Source organism: Pseudomonas sp. Root562 (assembly GCF_001427125.1).
In the GTDB taxonomy this organism is placed as follows: Bacteria; Pseudomonadota; Gammaproteobacteria; order Pseudomonadales; family Pseudomonadaceae; genus Aquipseudomonas.
The window spans coordinates 229,554-250,013 of sequence record NZ_LMGK01000022.1 but is presented as its reverse complement, the minus strand read 5'-3'; the positions used below and the strand labels follow the sequence as shown (position 1 = coordinate 250,013).

General features: G+C 57.7%; 21 protein-coding genes. 6 read left to right on the top strand and 15 right to left on the bottom strand.

The annotated features are described in order from the left end of the window. Positions 1-113: 113 nt before the first annotated feature. Entirely contained in the window at positions 114-380 is a 267-nt protein-coding gene (locus tag ASD60_RS18855) for a hypothetical protein (RefSeq protein ID WP_056855452.1), read from the bottom strand. A 345-nt stretch (positions 381-725) separates the two neighbouring features. Between ASD60_RS18855 and ASD60_RS18850 the strand changes: the two genes are divergently transcribed. Further along, positions 726-2,051, top strand: coding sequence for a sigma-54 dependent transcriptional regulator (locus ASD60_RS18850; RefSeq protein WP_056855451.1), 1,326 nt, complete (start codon positions 726-728; stop codon positions 2,049-2,051). A gap of 58 nt (positions 2,052-2,109) precedes the next feature. Here ASD60_RS18850 and ASD60_RS18845 read toward each other — a convergent pair whose 3' ends face one another. The 9 genes from ASD60_RS18845 to ASD60_RS18805 all read right to left on the bottom strand — a co-directional run bounded on the left by ASD60_RS18845 (position 2,110) and on the right by ASD60_RS18805 (position 10,284). Continuing rightward, complete coding sequence (locus ASD60_RS18845) at positions 2,110-3,414, bottom strand: hypothetical protein (RefSeq protein ID WP_056855450.1); 1,305 nt, start codon at positions 3,412-3,414, stop codon at positions 2,110-2,112. Positions 3,415-3,461: 47 nt separating this feature from the next. Next, positions 3,462-4,205 carry a hypothetical protein gene (locus ASD60_RS18840; RefSeq protein WP_056855449.1) on the bottom strand — a complete coding sequence of 248 codons (744 nt, stop codon included), beginning with the start codon at positions 4,203-4,205 and terminating at the stop codon, positions 3,462-3,464. Positions 4,206-4,249: 44 nt separating this feature from the next. Beyond that, positions 4,250-4,930: a C39 family peptidase gene (locus ASD60_RS18835; protein WP_056855448.1), complete on the bottom strand. Its 681-nt coding sequence runs from the start codon at positions 4,928-4,930 to the stop codon at positions 4,250-4,252. A gap of 63 nt (positions 4,931-4,993) precedes the next feature. Then, positions 4,994-6,001 carry a hypothetical protein gene (locus ASD60_RS18830; protein ID WP_056855447.1) on the bottom strand — a complete coding sequence of 336 codons (1,008 nt, stop codon included), beginning with the start codon at positions 5,999-6,001 and terminating at the stop codon, positions 4,994-4,996. A 63-nt stretch (positions 6,002-6,064) separates the two neighbouring features. After that, complete coding sequence (locus ASD60_RS18825) at positions 6,065-6,643, bottom strand: hypothetical protein (protein ID WP_056855446.1); 579 nt, start codon at positions 6,641-6,643, stop codon at positions 6,065-6,067. A 1-nt stretch (position 6,644) separates the two neighbouring features. Next, the gene (locus ASD60_RS18820; RefSeq protein WP_056855445.1) at positions 6,645-7,079 is read right to left on the bottom strand and encodes a hypothetical protein; all 435 of its coding nucleotides are present in this window, start codon (positions 7,077-7,079) and stop codon (positions 6,645-6,647) included. Between the two features lie 349 nt (positions 7,080-7,428). Next, positions 7,429-7,959: an AAA family ATPase gene (locus tag ASD60_RS18815; RefSeq protein WP_056855444.1), complete on the bottom strand. Its 531-nt coding sequence runs from the start codon at positions 7,957-7,959 to the stop codon at positions 7,429-7,431. Continuing rightward, positions 7,956-8,519, bottom strand: a complete 564-nt coding sequence (gene pnuC / locus ASD60_RS18810; RefSeq protein ID WP_056855595.1) for a nicotinamide riboside transporter PnuC — start codon at positions 8,517-8,519, stop codon at positions 7,956-7,958. Before pnuC ends, ASD60_RS18815 begins: the two co-directional genes overlap by 4 nt. 130 nt (positions 8,520-8,649) lie before the next feature. Next, the gene (locus ASD60_RS18805) at positions 8,650-10,284 is read right to left on the bottom strand and encodes a methyl-accepting chemotaxis protein (protein ID WP_056855443.1); all 1,635 of its coding nucleotides are present in this window, start codon (positions 10,282-10,284) and stop codon (positions 8,650-8,652) included. A gap of 258 nt (positions 10,285-10,542) precedes the next feature. On the opposite strand from ASD60_RS18805, the gene ASD60_RS18800 reads away from it, so the two are divergent. Then, positions 10,543-11,373, top strand: coding sequence for an undecaprenyl-diphosphate phosphatase (locus tag ASD60_RS18800; RefSeq protein ID WP_056855442.1), 831 nt, complete (start codon positions 10,543-10,545; stop codon positions 11,371-11,373). After that, the gene (locus tag ASD60_RS18795) at positions 11,370-11,798 is read left to right on the top strand and encodes a DUF1294 domain-containing protein (RefSeq protein ID WP_056855441.1); all 429 of its coding nucleotides are present in this window, start codon (positions 11,370-11,372) and stop codon (positions 11,796-11,798) included. The genes ASD60_RS18800 and ASD60_RS18795 overlap by 4 nt, the downstream gene beginning before the upstream one ends. Here the strand turns inward: ASD60_RS18795 and ASD60_RS18790 are convergent. Next, positions 11,795-12,154, bottom strand: coding sequence for an MmcQ/YjbR family DNA-binding protein (locus ASD60_RS18790; RefSeq protein WP_056855440.1), 360 nt, complete (start codon positions 12,152-12,154; stop codon positions 11,795-11,797). The genes ASD60_RS18795 and ASD60_RS18790 overlap by 4 nt on opposite strands. Further along, the gene (locus tag ASD60_RS18785) at positions 12,151-13,059 is read right to left on the bottom strand and encodes a LysR substrate-binding domain-containing protein (RefSeq protein WP_056855439.1); all 909 of its coding nucleotides are present in this window, start codon (positions 13,057-13,059) and stop codon (positions 12,151-12,153) included. Before ASD60_RS18785 ends, ASD60_RS18790 begins: the two co-directional genes overlap by 4 nt. A gap of 132 nt (positions 13,060-13,191) precedes the next feature. Between ASD60_RS18785 and ASD60_RS18780 the strand changes: the two genes are divergently transcribed. Together ASD60_RS18780 and ASD60_RS18775 are read left to right on the top strand one after the other, a co-directional pair. After that, complete coding sequence (locus ASD60_RS18780; RefSeq protein ID WP_056855438.1) at positions 13,192-13,803, top strand: FMN-dependent NADH-azoreductase; 612 nt, start codon at positions 13,192-13,194, stop codon at positions 13,801-13,803. Between the two features lie 167 nt (positions 13,804-13,970). Beyond that, positions 13,971-15,008 carry an alpha/beta hydrolase family protein gene (locus ASD60_RS18775; RefSeq protein ID WP_056855437.1) on the top strand — a complete coding sequence of 346 codons (1,038 nt, stop codon included), beginning with the start codon at positions 13,971-13,973 and terminating at the stop codon, positions 15,006-15,008. Between the two features lie 17 nt (positions 15,009-15,025). Here the strand turns inward: ASD60_RS18775 and ASD60_RS18770 are convergent, their stop codons facing one another. After that, complete coding sequence (locus tag ASD60_RS18770; protein ID WP_056855436.1) at positions 15,026-16,216, bottom strand: MFS transporter; 1,191 nt, start codon at positions 16,214-16,216, stop codon at positions 15,026-15,028. A 277-nt stretch (positions 16,217-16,493) separates the two neighbouring features. Continuing rightward, complete coding sequence (locus tag ASD60_RS18760; protein ID WP_033044478.1) at positions 16,494-18,080, bottom strand: ABC-F family ATPase; 1,587 nt, start codon at positions 18,078-18,080, stop codon at positions 16,494-16,496. A 372-nt stretch (positions 18,081-18,452) separates the two neighbouring features. Here ASD60_RS18760 and lpxO point away from each other — a divergent pair, with 372 nt between their 5' ends. Next, a complete protein-coding gene (gene lpxO / locus ASD60_RS18755) occupies positions 18,453-19,352 on the top strand; it encodes a lipid A hydroxylase LpxO (RefSeq protein ID WP_056855594.1) in 900 nt (299 codons plus the stop codon). Positions 19,353-19,418: 66 nt separating this feature from the next. Here lpxO and ku read toward each other — a convergent pair whose 3' ends face one another. After that, entirely contained in the window at positions 19,419-20,279 is an 861-nt protein-coding gene (gene ku, locus ASD60_RS18750) for a non-homologous end joining protein Ku (protein WP_056855593.1), read from the bottom strand. Positions 20,280-20,460: the final 181 nt, after the last annotated feature.

Here is a 20,460-nt window from a genome sequence, read left to right as displayed (position 1 = left end):
GTGTGCGCAGTTCAAATAGCAATACGTCGCAAGTGCAGACACGCCAGGTTCAACCAGGCAACTAATCAAGAGAAAGAGGGCGCGGATTACTCATGGAGTAATCCGCACAAGGATCAATGCGGCATCGACCATGACTGGAGCGTGTAACCTTCTTCGCTCAACTCGGCACGGGCCTGTTCAAGCAAACGTTCGAGCTGTGCCGGATCGGTGTAGGCACTGCTGGGGATCAGCTTGCGACCTATACTGGTATTGGTCCGGTCAATAACCGTCAGGCTGAGTTCACCGTTGCCATCCTGTGGCGCCCAGGCCACGCACTGAAAAGGCTTGAAAGCGCGGTCGGCAATTAAAAGAGCTTCGTTGATACGGATCGGGGCGTTCATGGAATGTTCTCTCAGTATTGCCCAATCAGATGATGTGCCGAAGGTTGGGCTTACCAATCGGCTGGTTACTTGTACTGATGTCCGCAACCAAGGTTCAGGTCACACCCAAACAAAAGAAATTTCAACTTTCTTTCGAAAGACCCACGCGAAAGTGGCTATTTGAAAGCTTAATGAAAGATTGAAGTTCGTTAGGTAACTATCCAACTACCTGCTTATAACTAATTACGCAATAACCCTATAGTCAAACGGTACAAGCACACGTCAAATTCTTGCTAATGTTACAGCCAGGTCCGCCAAATGACTGTTTTTAATAAAATTTCTTAAATTTGGCGCCAAGGAACAGTCATGAGTGAAGCGCCTGCCTTACGACGTCTATTAGTGGTTGACCCGTGTGACGACTGTCATCGTCTATTACCGGGATTGCGCTCCGTGGGTTGGGATGTAGACAGCTGTTCGCTGGAAAACGCCATCGACCGAACGTGTGACGTGGGGCTGCTACGCTTGCAGCCTTTTCACCTCGAACGACCGGATGCCGTCAAAGAACTCATCAGCCGCAGCGGTACGGAGTGGATTGCCGTTCTCAACCAGGAAGTCCTGCGATTGCAGAACGTAGGCGACTTTGTCTGTGAATGGTTTTTCGATTTCCATACCTTGCCGTTCGATGTATCCCGGGTACAGGTCACGCTCGGGCGCGCGTTCGGCATGGCGCGCCTGCGCGGTCAGGGCACTGTTCACATCGATCAGCCTGAACATGAATTGCTTGGCGACAGCAAGCCGATACGGGAACTGCGCAAACTGCTGAGCAAACTGGCTCCCACCGAGTCGCCGGTGCTGATCCGGGGCGAGAGCGGTACCGGCAAGGAATTGGTCGCGCGCACGCTGCATCGACAATCCCAACGTCACAGCAAGCCTTTTGTCGCGATCAATTGCGGGGCAATTCCCGAGCATCTGATCCAGTCGGAACTGTTCGGCCACGAAAAGGGGGCCTTTACCGGCGCCCATCAACGCAAGGTCGGACGAATCGAAGCGGCCAATGGCGGCACGTTGTTTCTCGATGAAATCGGTGATTTGCCTTTGGAACTGCAGGCCAACCTGCTGCGGTTCCTCCAGGAAAAACACATCGAACGGGTCGGTGGCAGTCAGCCTATTCCCGTGGATGTGCGGGTTTTGGCGGCGACCCACGTTGATCTTGAAGCAGCGATCGAAAAGAAGCGCTTTCGTGAAGACTTGTACTATCGGTTGAATGTCCTGCAAGTCGTGACAGCTCCACTGCGTGAGCGTCATGGCGATCTGTCGATGCTGGCCAACCACTTTTCCCATTTCTACAGCCATGAAACCGGGCGCCGTCCTCGCAGCTTCAGTGAAGACGCGTTGATTGCCATGGGTAAACATGATTGGCCGGGCAATGTCCGGGAGCTGGCCAACCGGGTCCGCCGTGGGCTGGTACTGGCTGAAGGCCGGCAGATCGAAGCGCGGGATCTGGGCTTGATCAGCCAGCAGGCAATTGCCACGCCAATGGGCACGCTCGAGGACTACAAGACTCGGGCCGAGCGTCAGGCGCTGTGCGATGTGTTGAATCGCCATAGCGACAACCTGAGTGTGGCTGCACGGGTGCTGGGCGTTTCGCGGCCGACGTTCTATCGGTTGTTGCACAAGCATCAAATTCGCTAGGCAGCCAACAAAAAAGCCTGGCTGTGATTGAGATCGCAGCCAGGCTTTATGTTGTGGATCAGAAGTAGTACGGGAATTTCAGGCTGAACTGGAAGTCCGGGGCATCGTCCGTCATGCCGATGGACAGGTTGGGAACGATGGTCAGGGCGTTGGTGGCGGCAATGGTCATGCCGATGTTGAAGTAGCCCGCGTTGGCGTCACTGGACACCACCGACTCCCAATCACCGCCATCCTGTTTGATTTTACTTTTGCGTTGCACCACATCGGATACCGAGAACGACATACTCATCTTCTCGTTGAGGGCGAATGCAATACCGGCACCGAGCTGGAAGCTGTCGCCGATGTCCACTTTGCCCGGGTTGTCCTGTCCGACCGTTGAACTGATGTCGTCGAATGACTCCTGGAAGTTATGGGTATATGACAGGCTGCCGAACAGCACGGCCGGGTCGTAGGTCTTGACCAGGGAAATGCCTGGCGTGATCGACCAGACGCCGTTACCGGTCGGCAGTGTGTCAGGTACGAACAGGTTGGAGTTGGCGTCCACCTGGCGCAGCTTGATGCCGAACGGGTCCTTGCCGGTAGGAGCCTTGACGCGCAAGGTGACCACCGCATCCGGCGTGTTGACCGACTCGTCGAGGAATTTGTAGGCGATACCGAAGTTGACGTCACCGATTTCCGGATCGCGGGTTACGGTTTCTTCGGTTGTCACACCGGCGGAGCCACCATTGCCTCCGCCCGACTGGTAAGTGGATTCGCGATAGATCACCGGCACGTTCAGGTCGAATTGCCAGCGGTTGTCGAAGTTGTAGCGACCGGTCAGGTCGAGTGTCCAGGTATCGGCCTTGATCCGGTCAAGGTTGATGTTGCCCAGAAAGATAGAATCCAGTGCGAGGAAACCGTTAAGGATCAACTGGCGAGTGTCGTACCGCGAATAGGTCAGCCCGGTTTCCACGCTGAACCTGCCGCCGCCGAAGAATCCGCTGGCCTCGTCATACAGGTTGGAAACGCTTTGTGCCGGTTGGGAATCGTCTGCCAGCGACTGCCCGTAGGAACTGCCGCCCCCGGCTGCGCCTCCCGAAGCCGCTGCAGCACCGGTGCCGACCGCGACTTGTGAGTTGCCTTTCATGTCTGCTGGCGATTTGGCCAGGCGTTTCGGAGGAGGGGCTGCCGGTTGTTCCTCAACCTGGCGGACCCGTTGTTCGAGTACCGCCAGGGCTTTTTGTTGTGCTTCGTATCGTTGCTTCAGCTCCATAAGTTCCTGTTTCAGAAGCTCTACTTCCGCATTCGGTGCTGCTTGCACCATCACCGCCGGGAACAGAGTGCTCAAACATACAACTGCACGCAGTGATACTGATCGATACATGAATCAAGCCGTCCCTTTAATGCCTAATGGTCGAGACTCAGCGTAGTTCAATATCCCAGGGAGCGAAGGGCAGTGAGTTGGTTCAGGTTGCAGTCCAAAGCACCTGCAGTCGGGCCATTGTTATTGAGAACGACGTTGAGCTGAGTGAGGTTGCTGACCATGTTGCTGTTGCCCAGCAATCGAGTGTTTTGCAGCAGGCCGCCCTGGGCGACTTGCTGGATGGCCGAACCTTGATTGTTGTTGGCCTGAATAGCCATTTGCACGCCGCCATTGCTGGCAGAAACCGCAATGCTGCCAGCGGCGCTGCTGCCGGTGATGGTATGGCCGGCCATCAGTGCCTGCCCTTGGGCCGGTACCAAAGCCGGCGCATGGCTGGCTTCTTTCACATCAATGGCGATGTTGTTGTAAGCGCTGTTGCCGTCACCTGCGGCGCGCACACTCTGGTTGATACCCTGAGTGCTGTTGAGCCCTGCACCTCCAATCACACTGCCGGTGCCTTGTTCGGCAGGTCCACCGTTACCGCTTTGGCTATAGGTTGAAACGTAGAACTCGGGTTTTACCGTTGCGGCCTGTATCTGCATTGAGGTGGTTGCCCCGATCAGATCGCCACTGGCATTGCGCCAGGTACTGCTCATGACCACACCGAAGCTGATGATCCTGCCCGGCATCACATATCGACCACGCAGCTCGGCCAGCTCCTGATCTTTTATCTCGATGGGTTTGAATCCATTGGCAAAACCTGAGGTGCTGGCTACCAGACACGCAGCCGCCACCCAATAAGAGGTTTTCATGTGCTGCTCCCGGAGCGTCCTGCTCCAAATCTTCTTGTTGGCGATTAAAAGAAGTCGCTCTGTATGAAACCAAAATCCATCAATTCAGCATCTTTGACCGGGTTGAAGTTATCCAGCTTGTTCTTGGCTGTCAGGGGTTCCGGTGGGCTGCGCAGTACATTTGTTTTTTCGTAACCGGCACCCACAATAGCGAAGACAATACCGTTCCAACCTTTGACAAAGTCATCATGGGAGTAGCGTTTTTGACCGAGTACCGGGTCGGCGATGTAGACCCAGTTTTTGTCAGCACGCTGCAACACCACGAAGTGCTTGTAACCGCGAACTTCCGTCAGTACCACCACCGGGATTGTTACTGCGTCGAGCTTTTCCGGCGGGATCTTGTAGCCCCTGGCGCGCATGCCGATGCTTTCTATGTAGCGCTTCATGTCGAGCATGGAAAAACCCTGGGTACGAACCAGGTCCTGGTCTGCATTGACCAGCATGCCTTTGATGACGTGCTCTTCATCGACGTCGAGCCAATAGGCCTGGCGCAAGATCGTTGCCAGCGCGGCGGCGCCGCAGCTGAAATCGGTCTTCTGTTCGACAATGTTGCTGAATTTGCGCTCACGCAAACTCTGCACCTGTTTGTAGATGAGTGTTCCGCCAGGCAGGGCGGCCACTGACATCTGAGCGGCCTCGGTCAGGCCAGACAGGCAGAGAAGGGCGATAAGGGCAGTCTTACGCATGGTCGATACGCCTTGGGACTGAGGAAAAAAGCCCCGTTGCCGGGGCTTTCAGTGCTATCGCGATTACAGGCAGGCTCTGCAGCCGGCAGCGATGGACAGCGAGTTGCTTTGTTGGTTGCCAACACCGGCAGCGTTGTTGAACCCTGCGTTGCCGGAGAAGTTGTTGCCTACGTTGCTGACACTGGCATTGTTGGTGACAGGGTTTTTCCAGCCGTCTGGAGTCATCACTTGTTGAGTGGTTACGCCAGCCAGACCGAATACACCTACGGCTACGAAGTCGGAAGTGGTGTCGCCGTTGCCGCCGTGGCCACCACCGTGGCCGCCGCCATGACGTGGGCCACCGTGGCCGCCGCCGTTGCCTTCGGTTTTTGCCTTGCCGACTGCGACGAATTTCCCGGCAGCGTTGAAGGTCCCGGTGAGCGTGTCGGTAGAGTAGGCCTGATCAGCATTGTTGGTAACGCTCAGGCCGGTCGAGCTTTGGTTGGCCGCTGCAGCAGCTTGTGCGACACGGCCGCCCGATACGGCAATTGCCAGGTTGTTTTTCTGTTGGTTGAAGTTGCCGGCAGCGTTGTTCACACCCATGTTGCCGGAACCGCCATTACCCACGTTGTCGAGGGTTGCGCGAGCAGTGCTGGAGTAGTTGGATACGGTGTTGCCGCCGTTTACTTGAGTAGCGCTGGAAGCGGCGACTGCGGTGCCGAAGATGAAGCTTTCGTCAGCAGTAGCCAGTGCAGCGGCGTTGTCTTGTTGGTTGCCGTCGCCACCAGCGTTGTTGAGGCCCACGTTGCCGTTGGAGCCATTAGCCGAGTTTTCAACAGTGGCACGGTTGGTGGTGCCCTGGTTCAGTACTTCGTTGCCGCTGCTGCTTTGCTGATCCATGACGGTGGCCCCGGCACCGGCGGTGATCTGCAGAATTTGTTCCAGAGACGGGCCTCTAGGTCCGTTGTTGCCGTGCCCGTTGCCGTGACCATTGCCATGACCGTGATCATCACGACCGCCTGCTTGTGCTGCGATTGCCATCACTGCTGCGAGAGCGAAAACCAGTGGTTTTAAGGCCATTGTAGGTTTCATGGTGTTTCTCCGTGCTTATTAGTTGGTTAAGTGTTGGTACTTTCTAATCGCACTGCGTTTGGGTCAGTCAGCGACCCGGATGCTCAGGGTGTTAGCCATTCGGTTTCCCACCCCGGCACTCTGGTTCACCTGAATCACCCCTCGGCTGCCGGTGAAAGCCTGGTCGCTTGTCACGACCTGGCGACTGCCGGTTGGGGTGCCAGTTGCTCCTGAGCCTGGTAGCAACGCCACGTTCTGTTGCGAAAGGGCGCTATCGTCAATCGCCTGCGGAGCAGCACTGATGCTGATGCGCATGACGTTGGCCATCTGGTTGTTGGCCCCGGCGCTCTGGTTGACGCCCAGTACACCGTTGCCATTGCTGAAAGAAGTGCCGCCGATGGTGGCCGTCGCGTTCATTGACGGATTGGCGGGCGTATTGAGTCTTTGGTTGACAATGGTGGTCGCACCGGCTTCTGTGCCAATGGCGATCGCTCGAACGTTGGTCTGTTGCTGTTGGTCACCAGCGGCCTGGTTGACGTTGAAGTTGCCCCTGTATTGCGTGCCGGAATCCTGGATGTCGGCGTTGTTGATGGCCTTCACGCCGGAATCAGCCATGACGCTGGCGCAGCCGAACAAAGCGAGGAAAAGCAGGGAGCGATTCATGTCATTGACCTCCAGCCAGTCTGCCCAGTGGGGCGAGGCCGGAACTCATGGCGCGGTTGATGGTTCCCGAAATCGCATTGCCGCTGCCGCCCTGATGGCCGGCACCCATGCCGGGCATGCCGTTGGGGTTGGTGACAGTGTTGAGACCCTGCATGCCGCCTATGGCCTGGTTGTTGGCGCCACGGAAAGAGGTGCCGCTGGCGACGTTGGCGAAGTCGCCATCGCTCAGTTCACCAGTGATGCGTGCCGAGGGGTTGGTATTGACGGTAACCGGATTCGGATCCTTGCCCTGATTGCGGCCGATGTGCACCGGCTGGACAGTCCGTTGAAGAACGATAACGCCATCGCCTTCAGCCTGGACATTGAAACTGAGCACCGAGCTGGCGGCGCTTGCGATCAGCAGGAGGCAGGTCAAGCCTTTCGTGTAAGTCCCCACGGTGCAATTCCTTCTTTTTGTGGGCTGGCCCTGGTCAGCGTTGTGAAGGAGAGAGCGAAAGCTATGCCTGTTTTGAATTTGTGTTTGGATTCAATAGTTTGTGGATTTTGTCCGGGCGCACGGCAACGACGCTGTTTCAACCATGAGACAGCTCGTCGTGCTTACGCCGGGCCAAAGTGCTTGCGATGCTCTAGAACAGTACTTTGCGCGAAGGTGTATCAACGCTTTAACAAATGCGTTGGCAACGAGGGAAGAGTGTTGAGATAGGCCTTCTGCGGGTACAAGGGTGTTTCAGGAGCGGACACTTTTTCCCCAGAAAAGGGCAAAGGATGGGTAAATACCCCCAGAATCAGGGGCTAGGGCCAATCAATTTCGCAACCGCATCAAACGCCTGGGCGCGTCGCTCAGCCCAGTTGCCGCATAAGACTTTCACCGGTTTCCCATGCTGTTCAAGCCACGCCCGGATGTCGTTGAAAAAAACCTGGCGTTCTTTCAACTCAGGCTGGCAGCGCTGACCATCGTCGGTCCACTCAACGTTGTCCGGTGACAACAACAAGTGCAGGTCATATCGCCGGGCCAGGAGTACCTGCTCGATCCAGCCTGGACAGTCACCAAAGAGCGTGCGACTCCAGAGGATATTGCTGAGCAAATGGGTGTCGAGGATGAGCAGTTGCGGTAGCAAGGCGCGAGCCTCGTCTTCCCATTGCAACTGGCCGCGGGCGATGGTCGGGATGTCTGCCAGACAGGTATCTCGCGGGTTCTCTTCAATGAATCGGCGCACGTATTCACCAACCAGCACCCCGCCGAAATGCGCTTGCAGCTCGCCCGACAGCCAGCTCTTGCCGCTCGACTCGGGACCTGTGAGTACCAGTACTTTCATGTGCGTAACGCCGGGGCCGCGCGCCATTCACGCCAACCTTGCACGGCCAGCAGCAAAAACAGACCGTACAGTGCGGCCGTCAAGTACATGCCTTTGTAAATGAATAGCCCGACGAAAATCACGTCCACTGCGATCCAGAGCGGCCAGCACTGGACGCGCTTTTGCGCCATCCACACTTGCGCCACCAGGCTGAAACCTGTGAGGGCCGCATCGAGCCAGGGTTGGGCGGCATCCGTCCAGTGCGCCATCGCGGCGCCCAGCAGCAGGCTGCCGATGGCACCGAGGATCAATCCGAGGGTCACTGATTGCGTGTCCAGCCGGCTCACTTCACGGCCATGGCTGGCATCGCCCGCACGTGTCCACTGCCACCAGCCATACAATTGCAACGCGGCATAGATCACTTGCAGCAACATGTCCGAATACAGCTTCACCTCGAAGAAGATCCAGCTATAGATAAGCACCATGACCAGGCCGATCGGCCAGCACCAGGGGTTCTGCTTGACCGTCAACCAGACGGCAATCACACCGAGGGTGGCGGCAAACAGTTCAAGCCCGGACATGTCGGTTCCTTGGAGAAAATCGAAGAGGGGCGGATTGTAACCGCAGGCAGCGGATTTTGGTTTGCAGATCAACAGAACGCAGACTTCGGCAAGCCTGTAGCCGCTGCCCAAGCCTGCGTTCTTTTAAGGCTTATACCCTGAACTGCTTCAGCAGCCCGTTCAACTGCTCACTCAAGCCCCTGAGCCGCACGCTGGCGGCACTGGATTGCTCCGCCGCCAGTGCAGTGGAATGGGATAACCCGGCTGCTTGCGTCACGTTCTGATTGATGTCCTCGACCACATGCGCCTGCTGCAAGGTCGCGCTGGCAATCGAGGCATTCAATCCGTTCAGATTGCGCAATGCCTGGCCGATGGCATTAAGGCTCGCGCCGGCGAGGCCAGCCTGTTCAATCGTCAGTTGCGACGCACGGCTGCTGTCGCCGATGACCTTGACCGCCGCTTCGGAATGACTTTGCAGGCGTTCGATCATCGACTGGATCTCCGCCGTGGACTTCTGTGTACGCTGGGCCAGCAGTCGAACCTCATCGGCCACCACGGCAAATCCGCGACCTTGCTCGCCGGCACGGGCAGCCTCGATGGCCGCGTTCAAGGCCAGCAGATTGGTCTGCTCGGCGATGGAGCGGATCACCTCCAGCACGCTGCCGATCTGCGTGCTTTCGGCGGCCAGGGTACGAATGACTTCCACGGCCTGATCGATGGTCGAAGACAGCGTATCGATCTGTTGCAGGCTGCCGTCGATGTTGATCTGGCCTTGTTGAGCCTGGGCTTCGGCGTCGCGCATTTCACTGGCGGCATGTTCGGCGTTCTTGGCCACATCCTGCACGCCATAGGTGACTTGGTTGATCGCCGTGGCCACCAGTTCCATTTGCTGCGACTGTTGCTGGCTGCGTTGCTGGGCCTGAGTGGCGTCGTTGCCCAGTTCGCTGGACGACTGGCCCAAGGCACTGGCAGATGCCTGCAACTCGCCGATCACCAGGCGCAGTTTGGCGGTGAAAGCATTGAAGTGCCGCGCCAGTTGCGTGACTTCATCCTGGCCATGGGTGTCGAGGCTGCGGGTCAGATCACTTTCACCGCTGGCAATGTTGGCCATTGCGTTCACGGTTTCCTGGAGCGGACGCACGATGCTGCGGGCAATCAGGATCACCAGCGCAACCATGATCAGCGCAATGGTCACCCCAATGATCGTTGCTTTCCATACTTGCCCGTAAAACTCGGCCTGCATGTCATCAATGTACACCCCCGAGCCGAGCACCCAGCCCCAGGGCTCGAACAGTTTGACGTAGGAGGTTTTCTCGACCGGCGCGCTGGCCCCCGGTTTCGGCCAGCGGTAATTGATGATCCCGGCGCCTTTGCTCTTGGCCACGGCGACCATTTCGTTGAACACGGCAAAACCGTCGGGATCGCGGATCGCCGAAAGGTTCTGGCCGTCGAGCTTCGGGTTGGCCGGGTGCATGATCATCACCGGCGTCAGATCGTTGATCCAGAAGTAGTCATTCTGGTCATAGCGCAGGCCGCGTACGGCGGTCAGCGCCTGTTTCTGGGCGTCTTCACGGCTCAGCGTGCCGGTGGTCTCCAGGCCATGGTAATAACTCAAGATACCGCTGGCCGTCTGCACCACATGCTGGGTTTTTTGAGCCTTGGCGTCATACAGGTCATCGTGAATCTGCTTGAGCATCAAAACGCCCAAGGCCAGCAGCATCATGACGGCCACGATCAAGATGAGCCACAACCGACGGCTGATCGACATATTGCGCAAGCTGTTCATAACGCGGTGCTCCGGTTTCTTGTTTTTGTAAAGTGATCGCCAGCATCCTGCCAGGTCCGATAACGCGGCAGCGCTTTTCAGACTTGTCTGTTAGGATTTCGGCCCGGCGCGCAAAAACCTGAATCCAAATTGATTTTCCACGCGATTTTCAGGGGCCAGGGGGGACTTTGCGCACGCGGACTTCAACGACGCTGATCGCAGTGAACGCTTGGTATTAATGACGGGGCATGCGCAGATGCATAGCCTTTTGGGGGATTGATGGACCTTTGGACTGCCTTTCAGGCTTTGATTCTTGGCGTTGTAGAAGGACTGACAGAGTTTTTGCCCATTTCCAGTACCGGGCACCAGATCATTGTTGCGGACTTGCTCGAGTTCGGTGGTGAACGCGCCATGGCGTTCAACATCATCATCCAGCTCGGGGCGATCCTGGCGGTGGTCTGGGAGTTTCGCCGCAAGATTTTCGACGTGGTCATTGGATTGCCAACCCAGCCAAGTGCGCGACGTTTCACCGCGAACCTGCTGATTGCCTTCCTGCCGGCCGTGGTTCTGGGGGTAATCTTTGCCGACCTGATTCACCATTACCTGTTCAACCCGATCACCGTGGCCGCAGCCCTGGTCGTGGGTGGCGTGATCATGCTGTGGGCCGAAAAGCGTCAGCATGAAGTGCATGCCGAAACCGTCGATGACATCACCTGGAAAGATGCGCTCAAGGTGGGTTTCGCCCAGTGCCTGGCGATGATTCCCGGCACTTCGCGCTCCGGCTCGACGATCATCGGTGGACTGCTGTTCGGCCTGTCGCGCAAGACCGCTACCGAGTTCTCGTTCTTCCTGGCCATGCCGACCATGGTCGGTGCCGCGGTGTACTCGGGCTACAAGTACCGCGACCTGTTCGTGCCGGCAGACTTCCCGGTGTTCGCGATAGGTTTCGTCACCGCTTTCATCTTCGCGATGATCGCCGTACGTGGCTTGCTCAAATTCATCGCCAGCCATAGTTATGCGGCGTTCGCCTGGTATCGCATTGCCTTCGGCCTGCTGATCCTGGCCACCTGGCAGTTCGGCTGGGTCGATTGGACAGCGGCCCAGCCATGAGTGATTCCAGCGCACGCAACAACCCCGGTCGGCAATCCGGGGGAGGGGTGCAAAACCTTCGCCTGAAGTGGCTGGTGTTTGCGATCCTGTGTGCGCTGCCTCTGTTCGGTTCGACGTCGTTATGGCTGCATGGGGTGTCGACGATTCCCCTGGCGGCCTATGGCATCGTCAGTGTGCTGGCGTTTTTGCTGTATTGGAGCGACAAGCGCAAGGCCCGCGCCGATCAGTGGCGAACCCCGGAAAACGTGCTGCATGCGCTGGAGTTCGCCGGTGGCTGGCCGGGCGCCTTGTTGGCTCAACAGGCGTTTCGGCACAAGACGCGCAAGGTTTCGTTCCAAGTGGTGTTCTGGTTGATCGTGCTGATGCACCAGGTGTTCTGGATCGACCACTTGTTCCTCGGCGCACACCTGTTCGCGCTGTTCTAAAGCAGTAAGCCGACCTGGCTGCGCTTGGGCAATTTGCTGACGACCAGTTGATGGGAGCGCCGTAGCAGCGCCTGCAATTCCTCGCCGCCCAGCGGATAGGGCGTGGCCATGATGATCCACTGGGCGCGTGCCAGATAAGGCGCCGGATGAATTCCCGGGCGATCGCAATGACCGAGAAACAAATCCTTGTCGACCTTGAACGCCAGTGACGCACCGCGCAGATTCTGCAGGGCGAACATCTTGTTTGCGGCAATCGAAAACACCCGTACGCCGCCCCATTTGTAGTCTTCCCGTGCACCCGGCAGTGCGAGGCAGAATGCTGCGACCTCGTCTTCGCTCATGCGCCCAGCCTTCATATCAAGCGATCTCCGCAGGCATTGAATGTTTCGATCAAATGGTCAAGCCAGGCGCGAACCGCCGGCATCACCCCACGTCGATGAGGGTAGACGGCTTGCAGCCAGCCTCCCGGCAAGGACCACTCGGGCAGCAACTGCACCAGAGAGCCGTTTGCCAGTTCCTGCTCGCAGTACATCATCGGCAACGTGGTAAAGCCCTGGCCGGCGAGGGCGCAGGTCTTGCGCACGATGAAGTCATCAATGCCCAGTCGTGCTTCAAGGGACAGCTCGTAACTTTTACCCTGACGATCAACCAGACGAATGTGCACCATTCGATCGGGTTCAAGTGCACCCAGCACTGGCAGGCTTTTCAGGTCATCGGGATGACTGATGTCATGTCCCTTGAGGAACGCGGGGCTGGCCACCATCAGCATTTGCGCCTGACGCAGTCGGCGTGTAACCAATAGCGGGTCTTCGTCGCCGGGCTCGCGTACACGTAAAGCGACGTCCACGCCTTCGGTCACCAGATCGACGCGGCGGTTGACCAGCATCACTTCCAATTGCACCTGGGGAAATTTTTCGAGGAAATTGCTGATCACACCCGGCAACATTTCATGGGCCAATCCGACCGGCGAAGACACCCGTAAACGACCGCGTGGTTCGCTGGACATGCTGGCCACAGCCTCATCAGCCATTTCCGCTTCGAGCAGCATTGCCTGGCAGTGTCGCAGGTAGCGTTCACCTACAGCCGTCAGCTTGAGCTGGCGGGTGGTGCGTTGCAGCAGACGTGCGCCGAGACGCTCCTCCAGTTCGGCAATGCGCCGCGACAAGCGCGATTTGGGAATCCCCAGCGAGCGCCCGGCCGCTGCGAAGCCGCCAGCCTCGACAACTTTGGCGAAGTAATAAAGGTCATTGAGGTCTTGCATGCGTGTGTGCTCGATTGTTCTATCAGTGAGACAAACTATCGCATTGTTGCATGCTAATCAGCTATTGGTTTCGTCTGTAGGATTGTTTCCATCAGATCGCCCTTGTGGGCGATCCTCACCTGGAGATCCCACATGAAACTGCTGCATATCGATTCGAGCATTCTTGGTGACAACTCGGCTTCCCGTCAGCTGAGCGGTGAAGTGGTCAAAGCCTGGCAAGTTGCCGAGCCATCCGCTGTGGTGACCTATCGTGATCTGGCCGCTGATGCCATCAGCCACTTTTCCGCGACGACGCTGGTTGCTGCCGGGACCAGCGCTGAACTGCGCAATGCCGCACAACAGCACGAAGCCGAACTGAGCGCCCAAACCCTCGCTGAATTTCTCGCTGCCGACGCAGTAGTGATTGCCGCGCCGATGTACAACTTCACCATTCCAACCCAGCTCAAGGCCTGGATCGACCGCATTGCCGTGGCCGGTCAGACCTTCCGTTACACCGAAGCCGGTCCTGAAGGCCTGTGCGGTGGCAAGAAAGTGGTGATCGTTTCGACGTCCGGCGGCCTGCACGCAGGTCAGGCGACCGGCGTAGCCCACGAAGAGTACTTGAAAGTGCTGTTCGGTTTCATCGGCATCACCGATATCGAGTTCGTTCGCGCCCACGGCCTCGCCTATGGTGATGAAGTGCGTACCAAAGCCATGAACGACGCCCAGACGCAAATCAGCGAGCAACTGTTCGCCGCTGCGTAAGGCTTGCGTAAAGCAGCAAACCGTTCAGGTAAAGCCCCAAAAAACTCTGTATTCTGGATATGCAAGTACCAGGTGCGGAGTTTTTTGTTTCTGGTCGTTACAGGTTGTGGCCCAAGATATGCAATCGAGGGTTTACCTCCATGGTCCGGTAACAAGGTGGGCATCCCATGATGCGTCTTTGTGCAACCTTAGTGTTATGCCTGTTGAGCAGCCTGAATTCGGTGCACGCCGCCCCCGCGCCACATCCTCACTGGAGCGTCGGTTATCACGAGATGAGTTTTCTCGACCCGCTCGATCTGCAGCCGATGCGCGCCATCGCGTTCTATCCCTCCAGCGAAAAAGAACATTCCAGCAAGCTTGAGGGCTACACGGTCGAAGCCGGCGAAGACACCAGGGTCGCCATGGGCCGCTTCCCGATGCTGATGCTCTCCCACGGCAATACCGGCACTCCGTTGGCGCTGCACGATCTGGCCACGTCGCTGGCTCGCAAAGGGTTTGTGGTGGTGGCGGTGATTCACCCCGGGGACAATTCCAGGGACCACAGCCGACTCGGCACCTTGAGCAACCTGTACGGGCGGCCGATCCAGATCTCCGAAGCCATCACCGCGACGTTGGGCGATCGTATGCTCGCGCCGTTCGTCAATGCCGAGCAGGTGGGCGTTATCGGTTATTCAGCCGGCGGTGAGACCGCGTTGATTCTGTCCGGTGCGACGCCCGATCTCGATCGCCTGCGCCGTTACTGCCAGGAGCGTCCGGATGACCGTGACGCCTGCAATACCCAGGGTGAGTTGATTGTCGACCGTGATGATTTGCAACCGGTGGCTGACCCGCGGGTCCATGCGTTACTGCTGATGGCGCCGCTGAGCCTGAAGTTCGGCCGACACACGTTGGCCGATGTGCATGTGCCGGTGCTGCTCTACAGCGGTGACGGCGACAAATTGGTGGCCTTTGACAAGAACGCCGCAGCGCTGGCGCGCAAACTGCCCATCGCACCGGACTTCAGATTATTGTCCGGGGCAGGGCACTTCGTGTTCATGGCACCTTGCAATGACGAACAGATCGCGATCATGCCGGCACTTTGCACCGATGCTGATGGCGTCGACCGCGAAGACATTCATCGCAATCTGATTGCCGAGGCTGGACGTTTTTTCTCGCGTACTCTGGGCAAGGCAACCCGGGCCGGGATGCAAACCGCCGATCAGTAGCTCAACGCCCCCACAGTTCATTGGGCCATCGAACGCTGCTTGAGCAGCAGCGTCAATCCAAGACCGCTGATCGACAACAGCGCCGCACTGAAGAAAATCCACGAGTACCCCATGTTCAGCGCAATGGCCCCCATCAGCGGGCCGGCAATCGCCAATGCCAGATCAAAAAATACTGCGTAAGCACTCAGTCCCGCGCCACGGCTGGAGTTGGGCACTTGTTTGATCGCCTCGACACCGAGCGCGGGGTAAACCAGCGACAGGCCAAACCCGGTCAACCCGGCACCTATCAAGGCATACCCGGTTGAGGGTGCGAGCCACAGCAGCACCAGGCCGACTGTCTCGATGGTCATGCAGGCAATGGCCGAGCTGAATCCGCCAAACCGGCTGATGCTGGAAATGAACAACAATCGCGCAAGGATAAAGCACACGCCGAACACCGTCAGGCAGTACGCCGCACCGCTCCAGCCGCGGTTCAAGTAGTACAAGGTAATGAAGGTGGTCAGGGTGCCGTAGCCAATGGACGCCAGGCTCAAGCTCGCACCGAACGGTGCAATGCGCCCGAACACCGCCCAGAACGGCAAGCGCTCACCACGCACCACTGGCACCGACGGTTTGTTGCGAATCAACAGTAGCGCCGCCAAGGCCAGTATCGACAGGGCAATGCCCAGGCTGGCGAACCCCAACTGAGCGACCATCACCACCCCCAACGGCGCTCCGATGGCGATCGCACCGTAGGAAGCTATTCCATTCCAGGAAATCGAACGTGCCGTGTGCTCCGCGCCAACCTGGCCCATGCACCAACTGATGGTGCCGACGCCGATCAAGCCTTGGGCGATCCCCAGCAACAAGCGGCCGGCGATCAGGATCGACAAACTTAACAACGGAAACCCTTGCAGCAAGGTCGACAGCAGCGTCAGCACACCGCTCAATACAATCCCTGACAACCCGTAAACGATCGCCCGTTTGGTCCCGACATTATCGGACATGCGTCCGGCCATGGGCCGACTGAGCAGGGTCGCAAGGTACTGCGAACCAATGGTCAGCCCCGCGATTACAGCACTGAACCCCAGTTGTTCATGGACATACCCCGGCAACACCGCAATGGGCAAGCCGATGCAGAGGAAGGCAATAAAAGTGTAGAAAACGATGGAGACGATCTGCAGGGTGATCGCCATGGAACTGTGCGGTGGCTGTTGCTGCGCAGACATGAGGGCTCGTTCGCGGGCGGCGGAGGAAGAGCTGCATGATGGCTTGGGCGCGGGATAAAAGAAAGCTGGCTAACTATGTTTTCCAGGTCGTGATCCTGATCGTTCCCACGCTCTGCGTGGGAACGCAGCCCGGGACGCTCCGCGTCCCATTCGAAAGCTGGAACGCGGAGCGTCCCAAGAGGCGTTCCCACGCAGAGCGTGGGAACGATCAAAATTCCAGCCCTGGAATGCAAAAAGCCCCGTCACAAGGACAGGGCTTTTCGATTAAAGCGGACGCTTAGAACACTACGCCCTGGCTACGCAGGTAATCGTCATAGGTACCGCTGAAGTCGGTCACGCCATTCGGGCTCAGCTCGATGATGCGAGTGGCCAGGGAGGATACGAATTCACGGTCGTGGCTGACGAAGATCAACGTGCCTGGATAGTTCTCCAGCGCCAGGTTCAGCGCTTCGATGGATTCCATGTCCAGGTGGTTGGTCGGTTCGTCCATCACCAGTACGTTCGGCTTTTGCAGGATCAGCTTGCCGAACAGCATGCGGCCTTGTTCACCACCGGAGATGACCTTGACCGACTTGAGGATCTCGTCGTTGGAGAACAGCATCCGGCCCAACGTGCCGCGAATGATCTGCTCGCCCTGTGTCCACTGGCCCATCCAGTCGAACAGGCTGACGTCGTCTTCGAAGTCGTGGGCGTGGTCCTGGGCGTAATAGCCCAGCTCCGCGCTTTCGGTCCACTTCACGGAACCGGCGTCCGGGGTCAGCTCGCCCATCAAGGTGCGCAGCAGGGTGGTTTTGCCGATACCGTTCGGGCCGATGATCGCTACGCGCTCGCCAGCTTCAACGGTGAAGCTGAAGTTCTTGAACAGCGTCTTGCCGTCGAAGCCCTTGGACATCTGCTCGATGGTGACAGCCTGGCGGTGCAGTTTCTTGGTCTGTTCAAAGCGAATGAACGGGCTCACGCGGCTCGATGGCTTGACCTCGGCCAGCTGGATCTTGTCGATCTGCTTGGCACGGGAAGTGGCCTGCTTGGCTTTCGAGGCGTTGGCCGAGAAGCGGCTGACGAACGTTTGCAGTTCGGCGATCTGGGCTTTCTTCTTCGCGTTGTCCGACAGCAGTTGCTCGCGGGACTGGGTCGCCGCGGTCATGTACTCGTCATAGTTGCCCGGGAACAGGCGCAGTTCGCCGTAGTCCAGGTCAGCCATGTGGGTGCACACGCTGTTGAGGAAGTGACGGTCGTGGGAAATGATGATCATGGTGCTGTTACGCACGGTGAGAATCGATTCCAGCCAGCGAATGGTGTTGATGTCCAGGTGGTTGGTCGGTTCGTCGAGCAACAGCACTTCCGGATCGGAAAACAGCGCCTGGGCCAGCAATACGCGCAGCTTCCAGCCTGGAGCGACTTCGGACATCGGGCCGAAATGCTGTTCCAGCGGAATGCCCAGGCCCAGCAGCAGCTCACCGGCACGGGACTCGGCGGTATAACCGTCCATTTCGGCAAACTCGGTTTCCAGTTCGGCCACGGCCATGCCGTCTTCTTCGCTCATTTCCGGCAGCGAGTAGATGCGGTCGCGCTCGGCCTTGACCTTCCACAACTCTTCGTGACCCATGATCACGGTGTCGATCACGGTGAATTCTTCGTAGGCGAACTGGTCCTGGCGCAATTTACCCAGGCGCACGTTCGGCTCGAGCATGACCTGACCACCCGAAGGTTCGAGGTCACCGCCAAGAATCTTCATGAAAGTCGACTTGCCGCAGCCGTTGGCGCCGATCAAGCCGTAACGGTTGCCACCGTTGAATTTGACCGAAACGTTTTCGAATAGCGGCTTGGCGCCGAACTGCATCGTGATGTTAGCTGTAGAGATCAAAGGTTTTTCCTGCGAAGCATTCAGAGTAGCCAGGGTGGCGGCTGGACCGCGCTTGACCCGAGTCAAGGTGCGCTGAAACGGGTTTTTTCCGTCATCAACGAGGTGGCGCGTAAAGTTTGGCGGCGATTGTACTGGTCTGGCTCTTTAAACGATAGGGCAATGGAGGCCACACCGTCGTTTTGGCGGTAGCAGTGCGCATTTTCAATGTTATAGGTTAACTATTGGTTACAAAGTGTGGCTAAAATGCCATCTCTCACCGAGGCCGACATACGGCCTGGCTCGAAAACGGGCCAAAAGACGCTGCACAAGCCTCCACACGCCGCTGGCTGGCAAGGGGCGCAGTTTGTTCACTTCTGATGTGTGACGATTTCCGTGAAACTGATCATTGCCGCTGTCTACGTTGTATCCATCGCGTACGTCCATCTGCGCGGTCGCGTGCGCCACAAGTTGGGGCGCCAGTTGAGCGATCACTCGACGTTTCTGGCGCCGATCAATTGCTTTCTTTATCTGTTCTCGAAAGTCCCCAACAAGCCCTACCTGAATCCGGCGGACTTTCCCGACCTGACGCCCCTGCAAACCCATTGGCAGGAAATCCGCGCCGAAGGCCAGAACCTGCTGCGTGCCGGCGAGATCAAGCGTTCCAACCAATACGATGATGTTGGCTTCAACTCGTTTTTCAAGACGGGCTGGAAGCGCTTCTATCTCAAGTGGTACGGCGACAATCACCCGTCGGCGATGAAACTGTGCCCGCGCACCACTGAGTTGGTTCAGAGCATCGGCTCGATCAAGGCCGCGATGTTCGCCGAGTTGCCGCCGGGCTCCAAACTGGTTCGTCACCGTGATCCGTATGCTGGTTCCTATCGTTATCACCTGGGACTGGAAACGCCTAATGATGCCGGTTGCTATATCAACGTCGATGGCGAGAACTATCACTGGCGTGATGGCGAAGCCGTGATGTTTGATGAGACCTTCATTCATTACGCGGAAAACACCACCCAACAGAACCGCATCATTCTGTTCTGCGATATCGAGCGCCCCATGAAGTATCGCTGGGCAGCCGCGTTCAATGGCTGGTTCAGCCGCACGGTGATGTCGGCTGCCGGCGCGCCCAACGAGGCGGGCGACAAGACGGGTGGCATCAATCGCCTGTTCGGCAGGATTTACAAGATTCGTCTGCGCGGCAAGGAATTGAAGAAGCGTAATCGCAAGCTCTATTACTTGCAGAAATGGGCCTTCTTCGGTGGTCTGCTGGCGATTTTTGTCCTGGTCTGAATCTCTTGTCAGTGCTGCTGACGTCATCGCGGGCCTGCCTGCGATGACGCCGGAAAATTCACCGCATCACTTGCTGACTTTCTTCCGCGCAGCCGGTTTACTCGCTGATTTGCTCTTGGCTGGCGCCTTGTCGGCGCTCCTGCCCCCAAGACTGCGCTTGAGCAGTTCGGTCAAATCGATGACATCCGCGGTCTTGCGCTCTTCTTCGCCAGTCGCCGTTTCAACGTCTTCGATCTTGCCTTCATGGGCCTTCTTGTCGACCAGGGCCATGATCTTGTCTTCGAATTCATCCCGGTAATCTTCGGGCGTCCATTCTGCGCTCATGTCCTCCACCAGGCGTTTGGCCATGTCGAGTTCACCTTTGGCCAGTTCTGCTTTGGTGACGTCCGGCCCTAACGCCAGCTCGTCAAGGCTGCGGACTTCCGCCGGCCAACGCAGTTTGACCAGTACCAGCGCCGATTCCAGTGGCATCAATGCCGCGAGGTACTGGCGGGTATGCAACACCACGCGTGCCAACGCGACTTTCTTGGTTTTGGTCAACGTCTCGCGCAACAACGCGTAGACTTTGCCGCCACGTTTATCCGGTGCCAGGTAATAGGGCGTATCGATGTTTTGCAGCGGAATCTGCTCGCCGTCGACAAAGGCGAAAATGTCGATGGTCTGCGTGGATACGGGGTGCGCTGAGCGAATTTCCTCTTCGCTGAGCACCACATAACGACCCTTTTCGTAGGCTACACCTTTGACGATGTGTTCCTTGGTCACCTCCTTGCCGGTGACCTTGTTCACACGCTTGTAGCCCACCGGCTCCATGCTGCGGCTGTCGAGCCAGTCGAAGTCCACCCCTTGGGAAGAGGTCGCTGAGACCAGCGCCACGGGGATATGCACCAGTCCGAAACTGATCGCGCCTTTCCAGATTGCCCGTGCCATGGTCGTGTTCTCGCGAGTGATGATCAGGTGACCGTAGGCCTGGAGCAAAAGTTTCAGCGGCCTGCAGCCCGTCTCTCGCGCAGGATCAACTTCGTGTTACACCTTGCCGTTGAGGTTTTGATTAACAAATCCGAACCCGGGGCGTAGCGTGCTATCGAAGACCTTACACGCGCGTGCCCAG